At 71.4% G+C, this 21462-nt stretch carries 21 protein-coding genes and 1 pseudogene; 7 read left to right on the forward strand and 15 right to left on the reverse strand.

Translation table 11 applies throughout. The annotated features are described in order from the left end of the window. Nucleotides 1-97: 97 nt before the first annotated feature. Nucleotides 98-670: a histidine phosphatase family protein gene (locus CES90_RS28395; protein WP_189785929.1), complete on the reverse strand. Its 573-nt coding sequence runs from the start codon at nucleotides 668-670 to the stop codon at nucleotides 98-100. A 188-nt stretch (nucleotides 671-858) separates the two neighbouring features. Here CES90_RS28395 and CES90_RS28400 point away from each other — a divergent pair. Continuing rightward, nucleotides 859-1407, forward strand: a pseudogene (locus tag CES90_RS28400) (EamA family transporter); the annotation flags it as partial. 91 nt (nucleotides 1408-1498) lie between these two features. Beyond that, nucleotides 1499-1693, forward strand: coding sequence for a DUF1918 domain-containing protein (locus CES90_RS28405; protein ID WP_189785928.1), 195 nt, complete (start codon nucleotides 1499-1501; stop codon nucleotides 1691-1693). 20 nt (nucleotides 1694-1713) lie between these two features. On the opposite strand, the gene CES90_RS28410 is transcribed toward CES90_RS28405, so the two are convergent. After that, entirely contained in the window at nucleotides 1714-2952 is a 1239-nt protein-coding gene (locus tag CES90_RS28410; protein ID WP_189785927.1) for a glycoside hydrolase family 10 protein, read from the reverse strand. Between the two features lie 210 nt (nucleotides 2953-3162). On the opposite strand from CES90_RS28410, the gene CES90_RS28415 reads away from it, so the two are divergent. Both CES90_RS28415 and CES90_RS28420 read left to right on the forward strand, forming a co-directional pair. Further along, nucleotides 3163-4038 (forward strand): 3-hydroxybutyryl-CoA dehydrogenase, encoded by an 876-nt coding sequence (locus CES90_RS28415; protein WP_189785926.1) that lies wholly within the window; start codon nucleotides 3163-3165, stop codon nucleotides 4036-4038. 199 nt (nucleotides 4039-4237) lie between these two features. Further along, complete coding sequence (locus CES90_RS28420) at nucleotides 4238-4495, forward strand: hypothetical protein (RefSeq protein WP_189785925.1); 258 nt, start codon at nucleotides 4238-4240, stop codon at nucleotides 4493-4495. A gap of 27 nt (nucleotides 4496-4522) precedes the next feature. On the opposite strand, the gene CES90_RS28425 is transcribed toward CES90_RS28420, so the two are convergent. The 9 genes from CES90_RS28425 to infC all read right to left on the reverse strand — a co-directional run bounded on the left by CES90_RS28425 (nucleotide 4523) and on the right by infC (nucleotide 14399). Continuing rightward, nucleotides 4523-5068: an NUDIX hydrolase gene (locus CES90_RS28425; RefSeq protein ID WP_189785924.1), complete on the reverse strand. Its 546-nt coding sequence runs from the start codon at nucleotides 5066-5068 to the stop codon at nucleotides 4523-4525. A gap of 98 nt (nucleotides 5069-5166) precedes the next feature. After that, nucleotides 5167-6507: a transcriptional regulator gene (locus tag CES90_RS28430; RefSeq protein ID WP_189785923.1), complete on the reverse strand. Its 1341-nt coding sequence runs from the start codon at nucleotides 6505-6507 to the stop codon at nucleotides 5167-5169. Between the two features lie 275 nt (nucleotides 6508-6782). Next, the gene (gene pheT / locus CES90_RS28435) at nucleotides 6783-9296 is read right to left on the reverse strand and encodes a phenylalanine--tRNA ligase subunit beta (protein ID WP_189785922.1); all 2514 of its coding nucleotides are present in this window, start codon (nucleotides 9294-9296) and stop codon (nucleotides 6783-6785) included. After that, a complete protein-coding gene (pheS, locus tag CES90_RS28440) occupies nucleotides 9296-10417 on the reverse strand; it encodes a phenylalanine--tRNA ligase subunit alpha (RefSeq protein ID WP_189785921.1) in 1122 nt (373 codons plus the stop codon). Before pheS ends, pheT begins: the two co-directional genes overlap by 1 nt. Nucleotides 10418-10553: 136 nt before the next feature. Further along, nucleotides 10554-11699: a sensor histidine kinase gene (locus tag CES90_RS28445; RefSeq protein WP_189785920.1), complete on the reverse strand. Its 1146-nt coding sequence runs from the start codon at nucleotides 11697-11699 to the stop codon at nucleotides 10554-10556. Nucleotides 11700-11752: 53 nt separating this feature from the next. Further along, nucleotides 11753-12607 (reverse strand): TrmH family RNA methyltransferase, encoded by an 855-nt coding sequence (locus CES90_RS28450; RefSeq protein WP_189785919.1) that lies wholly within the window; start codon nucleotides 12605-12607, stop codon nucleotides 11753-11755. Nucleotides 12608-12876: 269 nt separating this feature from the next. Beyond that, nucleotides 12877-13260, reverse strand: a complete 384-nt coding sequence (gene rplT, locus CES90_RS28455; RefSeq protein ID WP_033531708.1) for a 50S ribosomal protein L20 — start codon at nucleotides 13258-13260, stop codon at nucleotides 12877-12879. 100 nt (nucleotides 13261-13360) lie between these two features. After that, nucleotides 13361-13555 carry a 50S ribosomal protein L35 gene (gene rpmI, locus CES90_RS28460; protein ID WP_004933563.1) on the reverse strand — a complete coding sequence of 65 codons (195 nt, stop codon included), beginning with the start codon at nucleotides 13553-13555 and terminating at the stop codon, nucleotides 13361-13363. Nucleotides 13556-13685: 130 nt separating this feature from the next. Continuing rightward, complete coding sequence (gene infC / locus CES90_RS28465) at nucleotides 13686-14399, reverse strand: translation initiation factor IF-3 (RefSeq protein ID WP_229914161.1); 714 nt, start codon at nucleotides 14397-14399, stop codon at nucleotides 13686-13688. Nucleotides 14400-14728: 329 nt separating this feature from the next. On the opposite strand from infC, the gene CES90_RS28470 reads away from it, so the two are divergent. After that, nucleotides 14729-15094, forward strand: a complete 366-nt coding sequence (locus CES90_RS28470; protein WP_189785918.1) for a DUF1844 domain-containing protein — start codon at nucleotides 14729-14731, stop codon at nucleotides 15092-15094. Between the two features lies 1 nt (nucleotide 15095). Here the strand turns inward: CES90_RS28470 and CES90_RS28475 are convergent, their stop codons facing one another. Then, nucleotides 15096-15827: an SseB family protein gene (locus tag CES90_RS28475; protein ID WP_189785917.1), complete on the reverse strand. Its 732-nt coding sequence runs from the start codon at nucleotides 15825-15827 to the stop codon at nucleotides 15096-15098. A gap of 149 nt (nucleotides 15828-15976) precedes the next feature. Here CES90_RS28475 and CES90_RS28480 point away from each other — a divergent pair, with 149 nt between their 5' ends. Then, nucleotides 15977-17137, forward strand: a complete 1161-nt coding sequence (locus CES90_RS28480) for a serine hydrolase (RefSeq protein WP_189785916.1) — start codon at nucleotides 15977-15979, stop codon at nucleotides 17135-17137. A gap of 45 nt (nucleotides 17138-17182) precedes the next feature. Here CES90_RS28480 and mycP read toward each other — a convergent pair whose 3' ends face one another. The 3 genes from mycP to CES90_RS28495 all read right to left on the reverse strand — a co-directional run bounded on the left by mycP (nucleotide 17183) and on the right by CES90_RS28495 (nucleotide 20014). Beyond that, nucleotides 17183-18406, reverse strand: coding sequence for a type VII secretion-associated serine protease mycosin (gene mycP / locus CES90_RS28485; RefSeq protein WP_189785915.1), 1224 nt, complete (start codon nucleotides 18404-18406; stop codon nucleotides 17183-17185). After that, nucleotides 18403-19437, reverse strand: coding sequence for a hypothetical protein (locus CES90_RS28490; RefSeq protein WP_229914160.1), 1035 nt, complete (start codon nucleotides 19435-19437; stop codon nucleotides 18403-18405). The genes mycP and CES90_RS28490 overlap by 4 nt, the downstream gene beginning before the upstream one ends. A gap of 292 nt (nucleotides 19438-19729) precedes the next feature. Further along, nucleotides 19730-20014 carry a hypothetical protein gene (locus CES90_RS28495; RefSeq protein WP_189785914.1) on the reverse strand — a complete coding sequence of 95 codons (285 nt, stop codon included), beginning with the start codon at nucleotides 20012-20014 and terminating at the stop codon, nucleotides 19730-19732. 241 nt (nucleotides 20015-20255) lie between these two features. Here CES90_RS28495 and CES90_RS28500 point away from each other — a divergent pair, with 241 nt between their 5' ends. Further along, nucleotides 20256-21458, forward strand: coding sequence for an amino acid deaminase/aldolase (locus CES90_RS28500; protein ID WP_189785913.1), 1203 nt, complete (start codon nucleotides 20256-20258; stop codon nucleotides 21456-21458). Nucleotides 21459-21462 lie beyond the last annotated feature (4 nt).

Here is a 21462-nt window from a genome sequence, read left to right on the forward strand (position 1 = left end):
GGGGGCGCTTTCCGGCCAGTACCCGACCGGGACGTCCGCCGCCCCGCCACGGGCCGGCTCCTGGTCACCGACTGCACACGCATGCCTCAGGCGTCCCCTACGCGGCGCCCAACCGCAGGTTCCAGCGGCCCGGATGACCTGCGACCGTGACCGTCGACAGAGGGCGGATGTCCATGTGCCAGTACGACGCCGGTGGGGCCTTCAGCACGTAGACGAGGGCGGCACGCAGCACGGATGGCTCGGCCACGGCGACGATACGGCCGCTGTCGCCGAACGGACGTGTGTCGAGCCAGCCCCCTATGCGGGAGATGAAGTCCATCAGGGACTCGCCGCCGTGCGGGATGGAACGGGGGTCGGCCAGCCAGGCGTCCACCGCCGAGGGCTCCCGGGCCATGGCCTCGCCCAGCGTGAAGCCACGCCAGCGGCCCATGTCGCAGTCCCGCAGCGCGGGCTGGGCCAGCGGTGCGTAGCCGAGCGCGTCGCCGGTGGCCCGGCTGCGGGGCGTCGGCGAGCAGTAGCGCAGCTCGGCCGCCGCCAGCGGGACCAGGTCGTGGGCGGCGCGCTGCACCTCGTCCCAGCCGGCCTGGTCCAGCGGCCGGTCGTCCTCGAAGCGCTCGGCGAGCAGTGAGGAGCAACGCGCGGCGGCGACGAACGTGACCCGAACATGCATGCGGCGATGGTGGAACGACAGACTCCGCAGGTCAAGGGGGCGTTACTCAGGAATTACCCAAGGTTCGGTCACCACGCGCGCGTACGCGACCTGCTCCGGTGGAAGCCTGCGGTGGACCTCGCCGGCCATGGCGGGCCGCAGGTCAGGGGCCCGACGTCGAACCGTCCACAGCCGCCCTCAGCCTCCGTACGCCCACCCTGTTGTCAGCGCTGCGCATGGGTACCCGCCCCTCGCGCACCTTCTGGTTCGCCGCCCTGGCCGGAGCCGCCGCGGTGCTCGCGTTCACCGTGACGCAGAGCGGCGGCGGCCTCTCCACGGCCGACCTCTACCTCTTCGCCGCCCTGCTGGTGTGCGCGGCCGGCTACACCGAGGGCGGGCGGCTGGCCCGAGTGATGCCCGGCTGGCAGGTCATCGGCTGGGCCCTGGTGTTCTGTCTGCCGCTCAGCGTTACGGGGGCGCTGCCGGCCCTGTCGTACGAGCCGGTCCAGCTGACCGCGCACAGCGTCATCGGGCTGCTGTGGGTGGCCGCCGGGTCCCAGTTCCTGGGCCTGGTCGTCTGGTACCGGGGCATGGCGGCGATCGGCATCCCCAGGGCCGGCCAGTTGCAGCTGGCGCAGCCGCTGCTCACACTGGTGTGGTCGGTGCTGCTGCTGGGCGAGCACCTGACAGTGGCCGCCCCGCTGACGGCCGCGGCGGTGCTGGTGTGCATCGCCGTCACTCAGCGGTCGCGGAGCTGAGCGGCGCCCGCACCGGCTCCGACCGGGCTCCCGCGCCGTAGACTCAAGGCCACGGACCGCTGCTCCCGCACCTCGTGAGGAGGCCCCGAAGATGCGTGCAACCGTGGGCGACCAGCTTGTCCAGCACGGCAGGGTGGTCGGACAACATGACAAGGTCGGCGAGATCGTCGAAGTCATGGGCCAGGAGGGAAACCCCCCGTACCGCGTCCGTTTCGAGGACGGGCACGAGGGTGTCTGCTCGCCCGGTCCCGACACGGAGATCCGGCACAAGGACGCGCAACACTAGTTCAGCGCGGTGGCTCCAGTTCAGCGCGGTGGCTCCGCCGGCTGCTGGTAGTGGTCGGCGACCACCCGGGCCATCGCGCCGATCTTGTCGGCCGCCACCTCCTTGGCCGCGAAGAACACATGCCCGCCCGCCTCCGGGTACTCGCGGGCCAGGGTGAGGTGTGCCGACAGCTCGGCCGGGTCCTGCCAGGCAGCGGGCTGCGCCGGATCGCCCGCCTTGTACAGGGCCTCCCCGATGTAGAGCCGGGTCCCGGTGCCACGGGCGGTCTCCGCCCACCAGGGCAGCAGCTTGGCGTAGTCGGCGGCGGCGAAGCCGATGTTCCAGTACAGCTGGGGCACGAGATAGTCGATCCAGTTCTCCTGGACCCATTTCCTCGTGTCCGCGTACAGGTCGTCGTACGTCTGCACGCCCGCCCGGGTGTCGGAGCCCCGCTCGTCGGTAGTGGCATTGCGCCACACGCCGAAGGGGCTGATGCCGAACTGCGTGCCCGGGCGGATCCCCTTGATGCCCGTCGCCATCTCCCGCACCAGCTTGTCGATGTTGTCGCGCCGCCAGGCGGCCCGGTTGGCGAAGCCCCCGCCGTACTGGTCGTACGCCGCGTCGTCGTCGAAAACCTGGCCCGCGACCGGGTACGGGTAGAAGTAGTCGTCGAAGTGCACGGCGTCGATCGGATACTTCCGTACGGCGTCGAGCATGGCCCGCTGGACGAAGGCGCGGACGGCCGGGATCCCGGGGTTGTAGTAGAGCTTGCCGCCGTAGGGGACGACCCAGCCAGGGTTCTCGCGGGCGGGGTGGCCCGCCGCCAGCCGGTTCGGGTCGGTGTGATTGGCGACCCGGTACGGGTTGAACCAGGCGTGCAGCTCGAGCCCGCGGGCGTGAGCCTGCTCGACGGCCGTGCCCAGCGGGTCCCAGCCGGGGTGCCGGCCCTGGGTGCCGGTGAGGTACTGCGACCAGGGCTCGTACGGGGAGGGCCAGAGCGCGTCGGCGGTGGGGCGGACCTGGAAGATCACCGTGTTGAGGCGGCACTCCACGGCGGTGTCGAGGTGCGCGAGGAGCTCGGCGCGCTGCTCGTCGGCAGTCAGGCCCGGCTTGGAGGGCCAGTCCCGGTTGACGACCGTGGCCAGCCACATGCCGCGCATGTCGCCGCCGGCCCGCCGGCGCGGGCTCGGTTCCCCGCCGGCCATGGCCGTGCCGGCCGCCACCCCACCCGCCGCCACGAGCGTCACCGCCGCGGTCGCCCAGAACGCCCGTCGTGACATCCGTGGCTTCCGATGCATCCTCATACCTCCGCGTACTTCCGCGTACTTCCGCGTACCGCTGTGCGCCCGCTGTATCGCGCACTGCTCCCCGCCAGCCTTCCATGGGGCACCCGGGATACTGATCAGTAGCCGTCGCGGGTAACGTGCAGGTTTGGCGCAGGCCCACACCAGGGGTATCCGCCAGGCACGTAGACCAGCGAAAGGGACGATGTGACGAACATCGCGGCGGGAGACATCGCGCGCGTCGGAGTCGTGGGCTGCGGCCAGATGGGAGCGGGCATCGCCGAGGTGTGCGCCCGCGCCGGTCTGGACGTGAAGGTCGCCGAGACCAACGGCGAGGCCCTGGAGATCGGCCGTACCCGGCTGTTCAACTCCCTGTCCAAGGCAGCCGGCCGCGGAAAGATCACCGAGGAGGAGCGGGCGTCCACGCAGGCGCGGCTGAGCTTCACCACCGACCTCGGCGAGTTCGCCGACCGTGATCTCGTCATCGAGGCGGTCGTGGAGAACGAGCAGGTGAAGACCCAGATCTTCCAGGTGCTCGACCAGGTGATGACCCGCCCGGACGCCATCCTCGCGTCCAACACCTCCTCGATCCCGTTGGTGAAGCTGGCGGTCGCCACCTCGCGGCCCGACCACGTCATCGGGATCCACTTCTTCAATCCGGCCCCGGTGCAGAAGCTCGTCGAGCTGATCCCGGCGCTCACCACCTCCGAGGGCACCCTCAGCCGGGCGCAGCTCTTCGCCGAGAAGTTGCTCGGCAAGCACACGGTCCGCGCCCAGGACCGCTCGGGCTTCGTGGTCAACGCGCTGCTCGTGCCGTATCTGCTCTCCGCGATCCGCATGTTCGAGTCGGGCATCGCGGGCCGCGAGGACATCGACAACGGCATGGAGCTGGGCTGCGCCCACCCGATGGGCCCGCTGAAGCTGTCCGATCTGATCGGCTTGGACACCATCGTCTCCATCGCCAACTCGATGTACGAGGAGTACAAGGAGCCGCTGTACGCCGCTCCCCCGCTGCTCCAGCGCATGGTGGACGCGGGCAGGCTGGGCCGGAAGACGGGCTCGGGCTTCTACTCATACGCCTGATCAGAGACCACGCTGGCCACAGAACGTAGCCATTGCGGGCCCGGCACCGGAAACGGTGCCGGGCCCGCGGCATTCACACACCGTGTGCGCGACGGACACGCATATGCCGTTCGCACACGCTCCCCACTCGTCCACCAGGCGAGTTGACTTGCCGTGCGCATGCAAGGGATGGAAAACGACTACAGATAGGAGCGGACTCGTGGCCATCGACCCCGAGCATCCCGTGCCCCACGGCGAACTCGCAGAGTTACGCCGTCGCCTGGATGTGGCGCACGCGCGCGTCGAAGGAGGGCTGACCCTGCTGAGCCACCGCGCCGAACAGACCGCCAAGGAACTCGACGACCTGAGCACACGCGTCGTCAACCTGGAGCACTCCCGCTGGCCGCTGCCCGCCGTCGCGGCTCTCGCGGCCGTGGGCGCCCTGGTGGTGTCGATCTGGCAGGTCGTCGGCCGCTGACCGGTTCGGACGGGACGCGCGGGGGGATCAGGGCTTGGCGTCCTGCCCGAGCCTCAGATGGTGCAGGAGGAGCAGCGCGGCCGCCATGTTGGCGGCCGGGACCTCACCGCGGGCGACCATGTCGGGAACGAGCTTGAGGGAGACCCATTCCCTGCGGTCCGACTCGAAGTCGTCCACGGGGTGACCGACGTAGGCGCCCTCGTCGGCCCAGTAGATGTGGTGCCGGGCGTCGGTGAGCCCGTTGGAGGGCTCGACGCTCATCAGGTGGTGCAGGGGTCCCGGCCGCCATCCGGTCTCCTCCTCCAGTTCGCGGGCCGCCGCCACGGCGATGTCCTCGCCGTCCTCGACCACGCCCGCCGCCAGCTCCCATCCCCAGCTGTCGGTGATGAAACGGTGCCGCCACAGAAGCAGTACCTCGTTGGCCTCGTTGACCACGGTGGCCACGGCCACCGGCCGCAGCCGTATCAGGAAGTGATCGAGGTGCCGCCCGTCCGGCAGCGCGACATCTGCGAGATTGACGCTGAACCAGCGGTTCGAATACACGGTTTGTTCGCTCTGTTTCGTCCACTGCACGGTTCTGCCACCTTCCGCCGAGTAAGTGGCAATATCGCAGCAGGAGCTTTATGACAGCAGGCGCACAGCCGGTGCACGGCCGCGCCGCGCGGACGGTGTCAGAGCGGTACGCGCAGTGCTCCGTCGATGAGTTCGGCGGCTTCGGCGGTCCCCGCGCAGCCGCTGCGCACGAGGTGTTCGCGTACCGCCCGCAGTCTGTCACGCAGACGCATGGACTCCATTCCGCGCGCCCGCTCGGCCATTTCGACCGCGCTCGCCACGGCCTTGTCCGCGTTGCCCTGCCTCAGCTCGATCTGGCTGAGCATCGCGAGCCGGTGCACACGCCCCCGGTCGTGCGCCGGGTTGTCGACGGCTGCCGCGGCGTGCTCCGCGGCGGCCGTCAGGTCGCCGAGGCTGAGCAGCGCCTCCGCCACCTGTACGTTGACGAGACCGGGTTGGACATAGCCGGTCTCGTCGGGTTCGTACCCGCGCCGGATGCGTTCGGCGGCCTGTTCCGCCCGCCGGATGCAGGACAGCGCGCTCGTGCCGTCGCCGAGGTGCGCGTACGCCTTGGCCTGCATCGCGTACAGGTCGGAGGCGAGCGCCGGGGTGATGTCCTTGCCGGCGGTGCGCAGCGCGGCCTCGGCGAAGGCGACGGCCTGCCGGTACTCCTTCATGAACAGCGACTGGTTGACGAGCAGCGCGATCACATAGGCCCCGAGCCCCCGGTCTCCGCTCGCCTTCGCCAGCCTGAGCGCCTGGTGGAAGTACCGCTGGGCGAGCCCATGGGCGTCGGAGTCGTACGCGCAGATCCCGGCGACGGCCACCAACCCGCCGGTGGCCCGGTGCAGTTGGCGCCCGGTGGCGTCGGTGTAGCTGCCGCGCAGCAGGGGCGCGGCCTCGGCGTTGAGGAAGCCGACGATCCGCGTACGGGTCGCTATGCCGCCCGCCTTGCGGTACATCTGCTCGTAGTGGGTGCGGGCCGCCCGCAGCATCTCGATGTCGGCCATGCTGACCTGGTGCCGCCCGCCGCGTGAGACGTCGACGTCCTCCGGCGGGTTCTCCCACTCCCACACGGGCATCACGGCGGGCGTCCCGGTGACGGCGGGGGCACCGAGGACATGGGGCCGCTGCTGTTCGTCGGAGCGCCACAGGGCGGTGGCGCGCTCCACGAAACCCGAGAGCCCGGCACCGTGCTGAGAGGTGAGCTCTCCGGGCACGCCGAGCCCTATGTCGTCGAGGGTGACGGTCCGGTGCAGCCGGGCGGCGAGCACCTCGCAGATCAGGTCGGGCACCTGCCCGCGCGGCCGCTGCCCCTTCAACCACCGTGCCACGGCGGTGTGTTCGTACCTCAGCGCGAGCCCCCTCGCCCGCCCCGCCTGGTTGACATGCGCGGCGAGTCCGGCATGGGAGACACCGGCCTCGTCAAGGATCGCGTCGAGCAGGGTGTTGGGCTGCATGGAGGCCCTCCGGAGTGGCTCGGTGCCGGCGATTGGCAGCGTAGCGCCTCCGGCGGTTGGGCGGGCTGCTGAGGACCGGGGACTGCGTGTTGATTGGCGGCTGCGGGTAGTTCGTGGCTGGTCGCGCCCACGCGGCGGAGCCGCATATCGACACAGCCCCGCCCCTTAAATCCCCGGCCGCCACCCATGCTGTCAAGGGGCGCGGGGAACTGCGCGACCAGCCCCCACTTACCCGCAGCCGCCGATCAACACGCAGCCCCCGCCCCATAGGCGCCCTAGCTCCGCAGAACCGCCCCGGTGCGCTCGCCCGCGAGGGCGACCGCCGCATCCCGCGCAGCGCTCGCCTCGTCCACGGTCAGCGTGCGATTCCCGGCCCGGAAGCGGAGCGCGTACGCCAGCGACTTCCGCCCCTCTCCCAGCTGCTCCGCGTTCTCGTACACGTCGAACAGCCGGATGCCCTCAAGAAGCTCACCCGCGCCCTCCCGCAGTGCATCCTCCACGTCGGCGTGTGGCACGAACTCGTCTACCACGAGGGCGACATCCTGCGTGGCGACGGGGAACGTGGAGATGCCCGGCGCCTGTGGGGCGTCGTCGCCGACCGCCTCCAGCGCGTCCAGGTTCAGCTCCATCGCGCAGGTACGGGCGGGCAGCCCCAGCGCCTTCACGACACGCGGGTGCAGTTCACCGGCGTGACCGATGACCTGCTCGGCACCGTCCACGGTGACCGCCAGCGCGGCGCACCGGCCCGGGTGCCATGGCCCGTACTGCCCCTTGCGGATGGCCAGTTCGGCACCGGCCTCCCGCGCGACCGCGCGCCCCGCCTCGACGGCGTCGGCCCAGTCGGCCGGACGGCCCTTGCCCCACCAGCCGGCCTGCTCACGGGCTCCGGCGAGGACGACGGCGACGTGTCGCGGCTGCTCGGGGAGCACGGCGTTCAGCGCGGCGATCTCCTCGTCGGTCGGGCGCCGGTCGACGGGCAGGTGCCCGGCGACACTCTGCTCCGCACGCGGGTGGAACACCAGCCCCGTCTCGAAGAGGGCCAGGTCGTGCGAACCCCGTCCGTCGTTGCGCCGCAGCGCACCGAGCAGCCCCGGCAGCAGCGACGTGCGGAGCGCGGGCTCCTCGTCGTTGAGCGGGTTGGTGAGCTTGACGACGCGGCGGGCCGGATCGTCGGCGTCCAGGCCGAGCTGGTCGAAGATCTGCTCGCTGATGAACGGGTAGTTGGGTGCCTCGACGTACCCGGCGCCGGCCAGTGCCCGGCCGACGCGGCGGTGGAGCCGCTGCCGGTGGGTCAGGCCGCGGCCCGAGGGCGGCTTGGGCAGCGTGGAGGGCAGGCTCTCGTAGCCCTCCAGCCGGATGACTTCCTCGGCGAGGTCGTTGATCTCGGTGAGGTCGGGCCGCCAGGACGGCACGGTGACAAGCAGCTCATCTTGCCCGTAGACGTCGCAGCCGACCTCCTGGAGGCGGCGTACGACGGTCTCGCGGCCGTAGGTGACGCCCGCGACCTTGTCCGGGTGGTTCGCCGGCATGGTGATCGTGTGCGGCGCGGACGGGGCGGTCACCTCGGTGACGCCCGCGTCGGCCGTGCCACCCGCGAGGAGCACCAGCAGGTCGACCGTGCGCTGGGCCGCGGCGGCCGCGGCCTGCGGGTCGACGCCGCGCTCGAAGCGGCGGGACGCCTCCGACGACAGCTTGTGGCGGCGGGCGGTGCGCGCGATGGCGACCTGGTCGAAGTGGGCGGCCTCGATGACGACCTCGGTGGACGCGTTCTCGACGTCCTCGTGGTCCGCGATCTCCGTGTTGGCGCCGCCCATCACGCCCGCCAGGCCGATCGGGCCGCGCTCGTCGGTGATGACGAGGTCCTCGGCGTGCAGGGCGCGCGTGACACCGTCGAGGGTGACGATCTTCTCGCCCTCCGCGGCCCGGCGTACGCCGATCGTGCCCTGGACCAGCCCCCGGTCGTAGGCGTGCAGCGGCTGGCCGAGCTCCATCATCACGTAGTTGGTGATGTCGACGGCGAGCGAGATCGGGCGCATGCCGACCTTCTGCAGCCGGCGCTTGAGCCAGATCGGGGAGCGCGCCTCCGGGTCGAGCCCGGTGACGGTGCGGGCGGTGAAGCGGTCACAGCCGAGCGGGTCGGAGACCTGGACCGGGTGGCCGAAGGCGTTCGGGCCCGGTACGTCGAGGAGCGCCGGGTCGCGCAGCGGCAGGCCGTAGGCGATGGCAGTCTCGCGGGCGACGCCGCGGATCGACAGGCAGTCGCCGCGGTTGGCGGTGACGGCGATGTCGAGGACCTCGTCGACCAGCTCCAGCAACTCGACGGCGTCCTTGCCGACCTCGGTCTCCGGGGGCAGCACGATGATGCCCTTGGTGCCGTCGTCGCCCATGCCCAGCTCGTCGCTGGAGCAGATCATGCCGTGCGAGTTGCGGCCGTAGGTCTTGCGGGCGGAGATCGCGAAGCCGCCGGGCAGTTCGGCGCCGGGGAGGACGACCACGACCTTGTCGCCGACGGCGAAGTTGCGGGCGCCGCAGACGATCTCCTGGGGCTCACCGGTGCCGTTGGCGGTGCCGACGTCGACGGTGCAGAAGCGGATGGGCTTCTTGAAGCCCTCCAGCTCCTCGATGGTCAGTACCTGGCCGACGACGAGGGGGCCCTTGAGGCCGTCGCCGAGCTGCTCGACCGTCTCGACCTCGAGGCCGGCCGAAATGAGCTTGGCCTGGACGTCACGGCCGGTCTCGGTGGCCGGCAGGTCGACGTACTCCCGCAGCCAAGAAAGCGGGACCCGCATCAGATCTCCATCCCGAAGGGCCGAGTGAACCGGACGTCACCCTCGACCATGTCTCGCATGTCTTCGACGTTGTGGCGGAACATCAGCATCCGCTCGATACCGAACCCGAAGGCGAACCCGCTGTACTTCTCGGGATCGACACCGCAGGCGGTCAGCACCTTGGGGTTGACCATGCCGCAGCCGCCCAGCTCGATCCAGCCCTCGCTGGAGCAGGTGCGGCAGGGCCGGTCGGGGTTGCCGACGGACTCGCCGCGGCAGACGTAGCACACCATGTCCATCTCGGCGGACGGCTCGGTGAACGGGAAGAAGTTCGGCCGCAGCCGCGTCTTCATGCCCTCGCCGAACAGCGACTGGACCATGTGGTCCATCGTGCCCTTGAGGTCGGCCATCGTGAGGCCCTCGTCGACGGCCAGCAGCTCGACCTGGCGGAAGACCGGGGTGTGGGTGGCGTCCAGCTCGTCGGTGCGGTAGACGACGCCGGGGCAGATCACGTAGACCGGCAGCTCACGGTCGAGCAGGGAGCGGATCTGCACGGGCGAGGTGTGGGTGCGCAGCACGACGCCGGACTCGGTGCCGCCCTCGGGTCCTTGTACGAAGAACGTGTCGGCCTCGCCGCGCGCCGGGTGGTCCGGGCCGATGTTGAGGGCGTCGAAGTTGAACCACTCGGCCTCGACCTGCGGGCCCTCGGCGACCTCGTAGCCCATGGCCACGAAGATGTCCTCGATGCGCTCCGAGAGCGTGGTCAGCGGGTGGCGGGCGCCGGCCGGTACGCGGTCGTACGGCAGCGTGACGTCCACCGCCTCCTCGACCAGCACGCGCGCGTCGCGCTCGGCCTCCAGCTCGGCCTGGCGGGCGGCGAGGCCCTTGTTCACGGCGCCGCGGGCCTGGCCGACCAGCTTTCCGGCGGCTGCCTTGGCGTGCGGGGGCAGGGCGCCGATCTCGCGGTTGGCGAGCGCCAGCGGGGAGGTGCCCCCGGTGTGGGCGACCTTGGCCTCCTGGAGCGCGTCGAGGGAGTCCGCGGCGGCGAAGGCGGCGAGCGCCTCGTCCCGCATGCGCTCGATCTCTTCCGGTTTCAACGCCTCGACCTCGACAGGGTCGTACGACTTATTCGGTGCCGACATCTCTTCCCGTGCTTCCGATTGGCTGGCTGAAGTGCCCCGTCTCGACCTGAAGACGATTCGTCTCTGGTTTTGGACGCAAAGGTGCCAATGACCGAGTCTAACGGGGTCGGGGTATGCGAACGCGCCCGCAGGCAGCTCAGGCCAGATAGGCCGGGGCCCCCACGGGCAACGTAAATCGGAACTCGGCGCCGCCGCCGGGGGCGCGTCCGACCGTGATGGTGCCGCCGTGGGCCTCGACGATGCCCTTGACGATGTACAGCCCGAGGCCTGTGCCGCCGCGCTTGCTGCCCCGCCAGAAGCGGGTGAAGACGCGGTTCATGGACTCCTCCGGGATGCCGGTGCCCTCGTCGCTCACGATGACCGACGTGGCAGCATTTGGATGGCCGTCCCCTTCCCGGGGGGACTCCGCGGGCGTGACGTCAATCGTGACGGTTCCCTCGCCGTGCCGCACCGCATTTTCCAGCAGGTTGCTCAGCACCTGGTCGATCTTGTCGGGGTCGGCCCACAGGCTGGGCAGGGGCTGCTCGATCCGCAGCAGGAACCGGTCGGCGGGCTGTCCCGCGGCAACATACGCCTGGATGTGCCGTCCGACGGCCGCGCCTATGTCGACGGGCTGGCGGCGCACTTCAAGCCGCCCGGAGTCGATGCGCGAGATGTCGAGCAGCTCGGCGATGAGCCGGGTGACCCGGTTGGCGTCGGCGTCGACGGTCTCCAGCATCAGCTTTTTCTGATCATCGGTGAACCGCTCCCACTTGGCCAGCAGGGTGGCGGTGAACCCCTTGACGGACGTGAGCGGCGAGCGCAGTTCGTGGGCGACCGTGGCGATCAGTTCGGCGTGGCTGCGCTCGGTGCGGCGGCGGGCCTCGGTGTCGCGGAGGGAGACGACGACCCGGCGGACGGGGCCGGTGGGCTCGGTACGGATGTAGCGCGCCGATACGAGGACCTCGCGCGCCCCCGGCAGGAGCAGGTTCCGCTCGGGCTGTCCGACCCGGATCGCGAGCCCCCCGTACGGGTCGGTCAGCTGCCACCAGCGGCGGCCTTCGAGGTCCTCTAACGGCAGGGCGCATTCGAGGGAACGGCCGAGGGCTTGGGCGGCGGGGGTGGCGGTGATGCGGGCGGCGGCGGCGTTGAAGCAGATCACGCGACCCTGGTCATCGGCGACGACGAGTCCGTCGGGGAGGTCGTCGGGGTCGATACCGAGCTCGGCGGGATCATCGTGCCGGGTCGCGGGCGTAGCACGCACGTCGCGGCCCCCCAGTGTGCTGCTCGTGCCGACCCTCATCCCCGTACCCCACCTCTCGCGTTGTGCAGTGGGCCCCCGAGCCCGTCACCCTACTAGCTGAGGGTGACGGTGCGGCACCCTCCGAAGGCGCGCTGCGCACGGGCGGACGCGTAGAGACATACGGCGGCGGCCGTCGCGAGGTTCAGGCTTTCGGCCTTTCCGTGGATGGGCACGCGGACGACGGCGTCGGCCAGCGCCCGCGTCTCCTCGGGCAGCCCCCAGGCCTCGTTGCCGAACACCCAGGCCGTGGGCCCGCCCATGGTCCCCTTGTCCAGCTCGTCGTCCAGGTCGTCCTTCCCCGCCCCGTCCGCGGCGAGGATCCGTACCCCGGCGTCCCTGAGCCCCGCGACAGCCTGCTCGACCGGCACCCCGACGGCGACCGGCAGATGGAACAACGAGCCGACGGAGGCGCGCACGGCCTTGGGGTTGTAGAGGTCGACGGACGCGTCGGTGAGTACGACCGCCTCCGCTCCCGCGGCATCCGCACACCGCAGTACGGTGCCGGCGTTGCCGGGATCGCGTACGTGGGCGAGTACGGCGACGAGCTTGGGCCGGGCCGCGAGGATGTCCTCGAAGGGCGTGTCGAGGAACCGACAGACCCCGACGACCCCCTGCGGCGTCACGGTGGTGGAGATATCGGCGATGACCGCCTCATCGGCCAGGTGCACCCGAGCACCGGCCGCGCGGGCCTCCCCCACGATGTCGGCGTACCGCTCCGCGGCCTCGACCGTGGCGAACAGCTCCACCAGCGTGGCTGTCCCGTCCACCTGGTGCCCCGCTGCCTCCCGCACGGCCTGCGGCCCCTCCGCGAGGAACAGCCGGTCCTTCCCCCTGAAGTTCCGCTTGGCGAGCCGCCGCGCGGCAAAGACGCGTGCGGAGCGCGGGGAGATCAACTCGGGGGCGGGCATGGGTCACCTTCTGTGGGAGGGGCGCCTGAGAACTCGGGAAGTGGGATCGTGTGGCGGGTGCGGGCGAGTGGGGGTTGTTCGCGCAGTTCCCCGCCCCCTGAACGGCATGGGTCGCGCCCGGTGCTTTTAAGGGGCGCGGGGAACTGCGCGGGCAACCCAACACACCCCGCACGTACAAGCGCACCCCAGATGAACCGGCGCCAAACACCGGGACCCGCAGACCCCAGGGGGCCTGCGGGTCCTTCGGCGGCTGAAGCCAGCGCCAGCGGTCACGCCGCCTTGGGCGCGTTCACATCCGCCGGCAGCGCCTTCTGAGCCACCTCGACCAACGCGGCGAAAGCCGTGGCGTCGTTGACGGCCAGCTCGGCGAGGATCTTGCGGTCGACCTCGATGTTCGCGGCCTTCAGACCCTGGATGAAGCGGTTGTACGTGATGCCGTTGGCGCGGGCAGCGGCGTTGATGCGCTGGATCCACAGCTGACGGAAGTCGCCCTTGCGCTTCTTGCGGTCGTTGTAGTTGTAGACCAGCGAGTGGGTGACCTGCTCCTTGGCCTTGCGGTACAGACGCGAACGCTGACCGCGGTAGCCGGAGGCCTGCTCGAGGATCGCCCGGCGCTTCTTGTGGGCGTTGACTGCCCGCTTGACGCGTGCCACTTTTTACTCCTTGTAGCGGGGCCGTGGTGGTCTTCACACGACCCGGAATCGATTGGGTCCCGGTCCTGACGTACGGCGCTCCCAGGGGGCGCCGCTCACGTCACTTGCCGAGAAGCTTCTTGATCTTCGCGGCGTCGCCCGGGGCCATCTCGGCGTTGCCGGTGAGGCGACGCGTCACGCGGGACGACTTGTGCTCGAGCAGGTGGCGCTTGCCGGCGCGCTCACGGAGCACCTTGCCGGAGCCGGTGACCTTGAAGCGCTTGCTGGCACCGCTGTGCGACTTGTTCTTCGGCATAGCGCCGTTCTCTCCTCGTCAGTGGCGCTCCCGTGCCCGGTCGCTAAACCGGGCACGACGGAACGTCATATCTATCGGTTGGCACCCTGGGCTCGCGCCCGGGGTTTCCCCGGGCTCGCACCCAGGGGACTTACGCCTCGGCAGGCTCCTCGGCCGGCGCCTCGGACGATACGTCCGCGTCGGCGGCGTTCTGCGACTTGCCGGGGTTGGCCTTCGCTTCCGCCTTCCGAGCTTCCTGCGCCTGGCGGGCCTCGGCCATCGCCTCGGTCTTCTTCTTGTGCGGACCGAGAACCATGATCATGTTGCGGCCGTCCTGCTTGGGGTTCGACTCGACGAACCCGAGCTCCTGGACGTCCTCCGCGAGACGCTGCAGCAGTCGGTAGCCCAGCTCGGGCCGGGACTGCTCGCGACCACGGAACATGATCGTGATCTTGACCTTGTCGCCCTGCTTGAGGAACCGGACGACGTGACCCTTCTTGGTGTCATAGTCGTGCGGGTCGATCTTCGGCCGGAGCTTCATCTCCTTGATGACCGTGTGCGCCTGGTTCTTGCGCGCCTCACGGGCCTTCATGGCCGACTCGTACTTGAACTTCCCGTAGTCCATGAGCTTGCAGACCGGCGGACGCGCGTTCGCGGCCACCTCGACCAGGTCGAGGTCGTACTCCTGCGCAAGCTCCAGGGCCTTGGCAAGCGGAACAATCCCGACCTGCTCGCCGCTGGGACCGACAAGTCGCACCTCGGGAACGCGAATCCGGTCGTTGATGCGGGGCTCGGCGCTGATGGATCCTCCTCGGTAGCACCCCACGACGGTCTGGCGGACCGCCGCGTAATGTCTGGTTGACATAGGGACCAACCACCGGGGGCCATGAAAAATGCCCCGGACGGTACACAGGCGGGGCTCCTAGCACTGCCGGAGCACCGCCGCGGGTGTTCCGCGGGGCGCGATTTCGGACGACTCCACCGTCCGTACGGAACGGTGGGGGCCGTCTGACCGGGTGACCTGCCTTCCCGGAGGATGGTCAGGTGGGAGTTCGGAGCCTCCACTTGCGGGTCGGGCATACATATGTCCGACCGGTCGTTAAGCCACTTTACAGTGTCAAGACCCTGGCCGCCAATCCGGGCGACGGGCTCCCTCAGATCGGGGCACGGGCGCCGGGGCCTATCGTGTGGGGCATGAGTGACACCCCTGCCGAGTCTTCCGAGGCTCCCGACTTCGACTCCATGACCCGCGACATCGCCGAGGTCCCCGCTGTCGAGGTGATCGTGACGGTCGCCGTCAACCTGATGAGCGCCGCCGCGGTGAAGCTCGGTCTGACCGAAGAGGGCGACAAGTACAAGGACCTCGACGAGGCCCGCAAACTCATCACCGCCCTCGCCGGCCTCCTCGACGCGTCCGCGACCGAGATCAGCTCCTTCCACGCGGCCCCGCTGCGCGACGGTCTGAAGTCGCTCCAGCTGGCCTTCCGCGAGGCGTCCCTCGTCCCGGACGAGCCCGGCCAGGGCCCGGGCGAGAAGTACACGGGCCCGGTCTACGGATAGCTCACCCTCTGACGTACAAGGGCTCGCCCGGTGGCGTCGCCCCGACCGGCAGGAGTGCCAGGTCGAGGCCGCGTACCAGGCGGGCCCTGAGTGTCTCGTCGGCGGCGAGGCGCCGGGCGACCGCCTGTGCGGCGTCGGCGGGGGGCGCGGACGGGTCCAGTACGAGAGCCAGCGTGCCGTCCGCCCGGCCCGGGCCGAGGTGGGCACGGAGCACGGCGGGCTCGGCGGCGACGGCGTCCCGTACGGCCTCGACGACGGCCGGATCGGCGAGCGGGTCGGTCGTCGTACGGCCCTCGGCGAGCGCGAGCAGCGCGGGACCGGTCAGCTCGTACGGCACCGGACCGGCCAGGTCCAGCACGATCGTGTCGGCCTTCTCGTGCGCGGCGGCCTGGAGGGCCTGGTGCAGGGGTACGGCGACGGGGCGGGCGGCGGGGTCCCAGCGGGCGAGCGAGTCGGTGGAGGTGAAGGCGGGCAGGGCGGTACGGCCGCCGGCCTTCAGGGTGGGGACGGCCATGTCGCTGGTCTTCTCGCGGCGCAGGCCGTTCTCGTCCTCCTCGACCTCGCCGAGCACGGCCACGACGGGGACGAGCAGCCGGGCGCCTTTGAGCGCTTCCAGGACGGGGCCCACGGCGCTCCGGTCCTCGGCCCAGGCGGCGAGCGCGGCGCTGAGCCGGGGGTCGGCGGAGCCGTCGTCGTCGGAGAAGCCGGGGTCGGGAATGTTCTTGTTCGCCACGGTCGTCGACCCTATCGGGGGAAGTCTCCTGGGCCTTTGCCGGGCTGGAAACGTGGCCGTCACATCACTCACGGTTTTCTCAGCTCGCCCTGACAAGCATCTAACACTGGCCTAACCATGCGCACAGCGCGGCGCAGAACCATCGCCGCATGCCTCCGAACAGAGCCTGTCGCCGTGCCCGCCCGTCCGGGCGCCGTCCGCTCTTCCACGCCGCGCTGGCCTCCGTCGTGGTGTGCGCCACGGCGGCCGCCGGGACGGTGTACATGACGGCCCGGGCGCAGGAGGGTGGGAGTGCCGCCGTATCGTCGTCGGCGTCATCGTCGGTATCGCCCTCGGCCTCCGCTTCCGTCGCGCCGGGTGCGGACGCGGTCGCTGAGGAGGCTTTGGTGGAACCTGTGGCGGCGCCCGAGGTGGATCACGACGAGTCGCTCGTGACGGCCCTCGAGGACGTGGCCGTCGAGGACGGGGCGGCGGTGTCCGTGGCCGTGCTGGACGTCGCGTCCGGGGACGGGGCGGGGTACGGGGACGCGCGGTTCGAGACCGCGAGCATCGTGAAGGTGAACATCCTCGCGGCCCTGCTGCTCCAGGCGCAGGACGCGGACCGGCAGCTCACCGCGCAGGAGAGGACGTACGCCTCCGCGATGATCCGCGACAGCGACAACGCCTCCGCGACGGCGCTGTGGAAGTCCATCGGGCTGGCGGACGGGCTCGACGCCGCGAACGAGCGGTTCGGGCTGACGGACACCGAGGGCGGCGACGGCCTGTACTGGGGGCTGACGCGGACCACGGCCGCCGATCAACTCGCTCTGCTCCAGCAGGTGTTCGGGGAGAGCGGGGATTCCGAGCTGAGCGAGGCCTCGCGGGCGTATCTCCAGGAGCTGATGGGGCGGATCGCGGTGGGGCAGGACTGGGGTGTCTCGGCCGCCGCGTCGGACGCCTCGGACGAGGGGGCCTCCGGCTCCGGATTCGCCCTGAAGAACGGGTGGTTGCCGCGTACCGCCACCGGGCTGTGGGTCATCAACAGCATCGGCCGGGTCACGGTTGACGGGCGGGAGTATCTGGTCGCGGTGGTGTCGCACGGCAACACGACGAAGGAGAAGGGGATCGCGCTGGTCGAGGCGGCGGCTCGGGCGGCCGTCTCGGTGTTCGGGGAGATCGAGGACCTCAAGGACTCCGGGGACTCCGGGGACTCCGGGGACTCCGGGGACTCCGGGGACTCCGGGGACTCCGGGGACTCCGGGGACTCCGGGGACGAGGGCGGCTCGGTCGCCCCGGCGAGTACGAGCGCGAGCGCGACCGCCGCGTCGTAGCCGTCAGCCTTCAGACTTCAGACTTCAGACTTCAGACTTCAAACTTCAGACGACGAACTCGTCCGGGCGGCCGCGGCCGCCGCGCCACACCACGACCGCTGTGACCAGCAGGACGACGCCGAGGCCGCCCGCGACGGGGGCGGCCCAGCCGGAGGTGCCGTCGTCCTCCTTCACCGGGTCCGGGCCGGAGCCGAAGTACTCGCGGCCGTACGACGCCGACGTGAGGTCGTCCGGTACGAGCTTGCCGCCCTCTCTGATGGCGGCCGCCGGGTCGACGAAGCCGAAGCCCCGGGAGTCGTCGCGGCCACCGGTGGGGGTGTCGCGGGCGGTGTCCTCCAGGAGCCGTTTGACCTGGGCGGGGGTCAGGCCGGGGTGGGCCGCCTTGATGAGCGCGGCGGCGCCGGAGACGAAGGCCGCGGCGGCGCTGGTGCCCCAGCCCTCGTAGTACTTGCGGTCGGGGTCGGCGATGACGACGTCGACGCCGGGGGCGCTGACGGTGGCGTACCAGCGGCGGGTGGAGAAGGCGGCGCGGGTGCCGTACTCGTCGACGGCGGTCACCGCGATGACGCCGGGGTAGGCGGCCGGGTACGAGACGTGGTCGCCCTTCTCGCCGCCGTTGCCGGCGGAGGCCACGACGACCGAGCCCTTCTTCAGGGCGTACTGGACGGCGGCGTCCTCGGAGGGCTCGGGGTGGGCGGACTTGGAGTCGTCGCCGAGGGAGAGGTTGATGACGTCGGCGCCCTGGTCGGCGGCCCAGCGGATGCCCTCGGCGAGGGCGTTGCCCCGGGTGCTGCGGGCCTTGGAGCGGGCGGAGTCGCCGTCTTCGAGGATGACGCGGACGGGGAGGATCTTGGCCTCCGGGGCGATGCCCAGGACGCCGTCGCCGTTGTTCACGCCGTGCCCGTGTCCGGCGATGATCCCGGCCATCGCGGTGCCGTGCCGGGCCCAGGCGCGGTCGCCGCGCGAGGCGCCGAAGCCGACCATGTCCTTCGTCGGCAGGACGTTGCCGGCCAGGTCGGGGTGTTCGTCGTCGACGCCCGTGTCGAGAACGGCGACGGTGATGCCCTCGCCCTTGGTGGTGCGCCACGCCTCCCGGGTGTGCATGGCGTCCAGCGCCCACTGCTGGTCGCGGATGCTGTCGGCGTGGGCGGCGGTGGACGGCAGGAGAGCCAGGGAGGCGGCGAGGGGGAGACCGAGGAGACCGACACGGAGGGTACGGCGGCACTGTCGGCCGCTCTTCACGGTGTTCTCGGTTTTGTCGGCGCTCATGAAGGCTGCTCCGTGGCGGACGCGGCGGTCTTGCGCAGGCCTCGTTCGACGCGGTCGGCGAGGCCCTGGGCCTCGTGACCGAGGCCGGACTGGGCGGGGGCCGTGGTGGCGTCGGACTTCATCGCGTCCTCGGCGGGCTGCGGTTCGGTGACCGTACGGCCGTCGGCGAAGCCCGAGACCGCGTAGACGACGACCGGGACGTCCGTGAGCACGGAGATCGTCCAGGAGGCCCGCTGGTCGTCGCCGAACCCGGCGGCGACGGTGTCCTCGGCGGCGTACGGGCGGGGCATCAGATCGGTCCGGCGGTCGAGGCCCTCTCTCGCGAAGCGGGCCTTGAGGGAAGCCATGGTGGCGGCGTCGGCCTTGGTGAACATCATGCCGACGGTGGTGACGTTGCTGCGGGTCGCGTCGGTGTAGGTGGCGCGCAGCAGCCGCAGGCAGCCGGCAGGGGTGAGGGCCTTGCGCAGCAGCGGGTCGAAGGCGTCCGCGCAGTCGCTGTCGGGGGCGACGGCTACGCGGGTCCAGGTCCGGTCGGTGCCGCCGGGCCCCGCGCCCTCCCCCTGCACGGTGGGCGGGAACAACTCGTCCACGGGGACGCCGTGCCACAGCTCGGCGGCCGCGGCGAAGCTGCCGCGGACGCCGTCGGTCCCCGCGTCCCCCGTGAGCCAACTCCCCGCCGCCGCACCGCCGATGAGCCCGATGCCCAGCACCACACACGCGGCGACGGCTGCGGCACGGGCCCCGGACGGGCGGGAGCTGCGGTGCCCGTCGTACGGCTCGGGAGCCTCCCACTCCTCCCACGCCGACGTGTCGGGCTGCGCGAACGTCACGAAGGGGCGCCCGGAGGGCGCGCCGAGCGCCGCGTCGAGAGCTTCGGCGGAGCGCCGGGAGGACGCCGTCGGGGGCTGCCAGCCACCGGGCCGGTCGAACTCGGCGGAACGCGGCCGGGTATCGGGCCTGACCTCTTCGGGGAGCGGGCGCCGGAGAGGCGACACCGAGGGCGGGGCGTCGGGGAAACGTGCCGAGGCCACCGGGGGTGGTGGTGTGGCCGAGGTGCCGCCTCCCTGCCCGGCGGTTCGGCGGAAGTCGGAGAAGCGCGGGTGTTCCGCACGGCGCTGAGTGGCACCGCCGTCCCCGCCGGAGCCACGCGAGGGACTCTGCCCGCCCCCGGCAGCTGGGTCGCGTACGTCCCGGGGCGCACCCGGCGCCGTGGACGGACGAGGAGGAGTACCGGGCCGCGCGGGCACCCCCACCACCGGCGGCCGCTGCGGGCGCCGCGGCACGGCCGCCGTACCGCCGGACGAAAGACCCGACGCCGAGGCGTCACTCGCGGACGAACGCGAGCCCGAGCCACCCCCAGCAGCCGGACGCGAGCCCGAGCCACCCCCAGCAGCCGGACGCGAGCCCGAGCCGTCCCCCGCGGACGGCCCCCACCCCGAAACGCTCCCGGTGGTCGAACGCGGCCCCGCCCCGTCGTCGTTCTGCGCGGGCTCGGGCGGCGGCGGTGTCGTGGTGGACGGTGTGTCGGTGCCCGGAGGTATCGACGGGCGGGGTGGCCGCGGTGGGCGTGGGGGGATGGAGGCGCGGCGCGCTTCCGTGCTCATGCACCCCCCAGTTTCCTCGTACCCGGGCCGTCACGCATGCGGTGGACTGTGCCGCGGAGGCATGCGCCACACCACGGGCAAGCCATACCCGCGGCAGCGGATCGGCATCCCCGTCGAGGTCGTCCCGTGCGTTCGCGTCACTCTACGGGTTGCCACCCGTCGAACGGGAACCAGTCGGCAGCACCGGGGCTTTAGCCCGGAACGTCCCCCTACCCTGCGGTAATCATGTCTGGCAGGCTTCGTTCATGACTGCGCGCGCCGCCGACCGGGTCCGCTACGACCGGGCCACCGCTCATCTCGACGCACCTCTCGCGATCGTCGACCTCGACGCCTTCGACGCGAACGCCGACGATCTCGTCCGCAGGGCCGGCGGCAAGCCGATCCGTGTCGCGAGCAAGTCCGTGCGGTGCCGGACGCTCCTCGAACGGGTGCTGGCCCGTGAGGGCTTCCAGGGCATCATGTCCTTCACCCTCGCCGAATCCCTGTGGCTGGCGCGTTCCGGGTTCGACGACATCCTCCTCGCCTATCCGTCGGCCGACCGCGAGGCCTTCGCCGAACTGGCGGGCGACCCGAAGCTCGCCGCCGCCGTCACCGTGATGGTCGACGACCCCGCCCACCTCCAGCTGATCGACGACTCCCGCCGGGGCGGCGGTGAAGTGGTGCGCGTCTGCCTGGAGTTGGACACCTCGCTGAAGCTGCTCGGCGGGCGCGTACGCGTCGGGGCCCGGCGGTCGCCGCTGCACTCACCCGCCCAGGTCGCCGACGTGGCCCGGGCCGTCGCCGAGCGGCCGGGGTTCAAGCTGGTCGGGATCATGGCGTACGAGGGGCATATCGCCGGGGTGGGCGACTCGGTGGCGGGGCGGCCCTTCCGTTCGCGTGCCGTGCGGCTGATGCAGGCCACCGCGAAGAAGGAGCTGGCCGCGCGGCGGGCCCAAGTCGTGCGTGCCGTACGGGCGGTGGCGCCGGACCTGGAGTTCGTCAACGGCGGCGGCACGGGCAGTGTGCAGCACACGGCGGCCGAGGACGCGGTCACCGAGATCGGCGCCGGCTCCGGGCTGTACGTCCCCCGGCTGTTCGACAACTACACCTCGTTCAGCGGGCGTCCGGCCTCGCTGTTCGCCATGCCCGTCGTACGGCGTCCGGGTGTGGGCGTCGTGACCGTCCTGGGCGGTGGTTACCCGGCCTCCGGCGCCGCGGGGCGTGACCGGCTGCCCGTGCCGCATCTGCCGGAAGGGCTGAAGTACGACCCGCAGGAGGGGCCCGGCGAGGTGCAGACCCCGCTGCTCGGGTCGCCGGCGGACGACCTGCTGCTCGGCGACAAGGTGTGGTTCCGGCACGCCAAGGCCGGGGAGCTGTGCGAGCGGTTCGACGTGCTGCATCTGATCGAGGGCGACGAGGTGACGGCGACCGTGCCGACGTACCGCGGCGAGGGCCACACGTTCTTGTAGGCCC

The sequence above is a fragment of the Streptomyces capitiformicae genome, assembly GCF_002214185.1.
Taxonomy (GTDB): Bacteria; Actinomycetota; Actinomycetes; order Streptomycetales; family Streptomycetaceae; genus Streptomyces; species Streptomyces capitiformicae.